The sequence below is a fragment of the Anaerolineae bacterium genome (genome assembly GCA_025062375.1).
Classification (GTDB): Bacteria; Chloroflexota; Anaerolineae; order SpSt-600; family SpSt-600; genus SpSt-600.
In genome coordinates this window covers 1-2,301 of the sequence record JANXAG010000070.1, presented here as the reverse complement: position 1 = coordinate 2,301, position 2,301 = coordinate 1, and the positions used below count along the sequence as shown (strand labels likewise).

Below are 2,301 nucleotides of genomic sequence, written 5' to 3'. Positions count from 1 at the left end.
ATAAATCTACAGTCTATTATACGCCTTTTCACCATATTATGCCAGCTCAGAAGCAATGGGCCATTTGTTGAGGCAAAAAAAGCAGGCGCTTGAAAGTTATAGGGTGCGTGGTTACGGGAGCTGGGAAGGAGTGAGGGGTGGCGTTCCTGTTGCGTGGAGTATAAAGGGTCAGGAGAATATAGGACTTACGAGTTCCCTCTCTGGTTTTCAAAGTTCGTCAATCAGATGCATAATAGCTGTAGCATTCGTGCGTCTTTGACCTTAGATTTAAACTGTGGTATAAAAATAAAGAGCTTTTCCATTTACAATACGACCAATTTTCTCGGAGCCACAAAGTCCTTTTCCGGAGAATGTGATTTTATGACAAGTCAACTGGATTCGCTGGATGTAAAAGCCCTGGAATATTTTCCTGGCCGTGTGGTGAGAAAAGACCTGGTAAGCACCCTTAAAGGGCAAGTGAACGTTCCCCTCTACGTGCTGGAGTACCTACTGGGAAAATATTGTGCTTCGGCCGATGAGGAAGTCATTCAAGCCGGGTTGCAGGAAGTCAAGCGTGTGTTGACCGAGCATTATGTCCGACCTGACCAGTCTGAATGGTTCAAGGCACAGGTACGGGAAAAGGGCCACCACCGTGTAATTGACAAAGTTAAAGTCAGGCTGGTGGAGACAGAGGACAAATATTGGGCCCAGCTGGTCAACCTGGGCATTGACCGGGTCCACTTAAGTGAAGATTTGGTTCACCGCTATGAGCGGCTCCTGGGCGGCGGCATCTGGGCTGTTGTAGATCTGGCTTATGATGCGATGCTGGTCCACCGGGGAGAACTGCGCCCTTTCATCATCGCTGAACTTCGCCCCATCCAGCTGGGTGGTGGTCGCCTGCTGGAGGAAATTCGGGAGAAGCGAGCCCTTTTATCTCGGGAAGAGTGGATGGACCTGCTGCTGCGCAGTGTGGGGATAGAGCCCTCTGGCCTTTCTCCCCGGTTGAAGATGCTTTATCTGGCCCGGCTTATCCCCCTGGTAGAGTGCAACTATAATTTAGTAGAGTTCGGCCCGCGGGGCACAGGCAAAAGTTATGCTTATAGAGAAGTCTCCCCTTATGCCATCCTGGTTTCCGGCGGCGATGTGACTGTTCCTGTTCTCTTTTACTCTCTTATTGGGCGAGGACATATCGGATTAGTAGGGCTGTGGGATGTCGTAGCCTTTGATGAAGTAGCCGGACTGACCCGCCTGGCCAGTACTCAAGCTATTAACCTGCTCAAAGATTACATGGAATCGGGTAGCTTTAGCCGTGGCCGGGAGGAAATTACTGCCCTGGCCTCTCTGGTCTTTATCGGCAACATCAATCTGGATGTGGAAGTCGCGCTGCGGACTGGTCATCTTTTTACACCCTTCCCCGCCGAGATGCAGGACCTGGCCTTCCTGGACCGCCTCCATGCTTACCTGCCCGGTTGGGAAATGCCCAAGATGACCTCTGAGCTCCTGACCACCCATTATGGTATGGTGGTGGATTATCTGGCCGAGGTCTTCAGGGAACTGCGCAAACTGAGTTTTGCCGATGCGCTGGACCGTTACTTTGAATTGGGTAGCGCCTTTAACCGCCGGGACGAGAAAGCAGTCCGTAAGACAATCTCTGGTTTTCTGAAGCTGCTCCATCCCGATGGCCGGTGGACCCGGGAGGAACTGGAAGAATACCTGACCTATGCAGTGGAGTTCCGTCGGCGGATTAAGGAGCAACTTAAGCGGATGGGCGGGGTGGAATACTGGAACACCTCCCTATCTTTCCGGAACAAAGAGACCGGGGAAGAGCGGTTTATCTGGCCCCCGGAGCAGAGGGAAGCTACCATTATTTCGCCCGATCCATTGCCGCCCGGGGCCGTTTTTACCGTTGGACTGGATCCGGAAAGCGGGAGATATGCGCTGTTCAGGGTGGAAGTGGCGCTGATGCGCGGAAGCGGTTACGTTGTCACTGGCGCGGTTGGCACTGCGATGCGAGAGGCCATCCGTACCGCCTACGACTACCTGCGCAGCCACTTGCACCGCCTGGCCGTGGACCGAACCCTGGACGACCTGCAGGTTCACTTTCAAGTGGTGAACCTAATGCAGGCTAAGGAGGGGAGCCAAACGGCCGCAGCTTTCTTTGTTGCCCTCTTTTCCGCACTAGTTCAGAAGCCAGTCCGGCCGGCAACCGTTGTTTTGGGGGAAATCACCGTCCAGGGAGGAGTGTTACCTGTGAGCGAACTGGCGGAATCAGTCCAGCTGGCCAGGGAAAGCGGTGCCCGGCGCATGTTGGTTCCAATTGCT

The 2,301-nt window shown here is 53.5% G+C and carries 1 protein-coding gene; it reads left to right on the top strand.

Annotated elements, in window-relative coordinates; translation table 11 throughout:
- Positions 1-360: 360 nt before the first annotated feature.
- On the top strand, positions 361-2,301 hold a 1,941-nt coding region (brxL, locus tag NZ653_10040), incomplete at its 3' end, for a protease Lon-related BREX system protein BrxL (protein MCS7287457.1).